The 395-nt window shown below is 38.0% G+C and carries 1 protein-coding gene; it reads left to right on the top strand.

From position 1 onward, the window contains the following. Positions 1–395: hypothetical protein (locus FHL79_RS24870; RefSeq protein ID WP_342777129.1), on the top strand; the 395-nt coding region annotated here is incomplete at both ends.

Here is a 395-nt window from a genome sequence, read left to right as displayed (position 1 = left end):
GGAACGGTTTGAACTTGAACTGATAGCTGGCGAGGCCGGTTTAAATAAGCAAATTAAAAATACAGATATTTCTAGACCAGGATTAGAGATGGCAGGTTACTTTTCTCATTATGCATCTGACCGTATTCAATTATTAGGTACTACTGAATTATCTTTTTATAATTTACTCCCGGATGAAGAACGACAAGATAGAATGAGAAAGTTATGTCGCCCCGAAACACCGGCTATTATTGTGACGAGAGATTTAGAACCCCCTGAAGAATTAATAGAAGCTGCAAAAGAATTAGAGACGCCATTAATTATGTCTACGGTTGCTACGACGCAATTGATGAGTCGTTTAACGACATTTTTAGAACATGAACTTGCTCGTACGACATCATTACATGGTGTACTTG

It is taken from the genome of Modestobacter altitudinis, assembly GCF_005930475.1.
Classification (GTDB): Bacteria; Actinomycetota; Actinomycetes; order Mycobacteriales; family Geodermatophilaceae; genus Modestobacter; species Modestobacter altitudinis.
The sequence above is the reverse complement of the archived record's forward strand: the minus strand, read 5'-3'. Positions and strand labels throughout refer to the sequence as shown.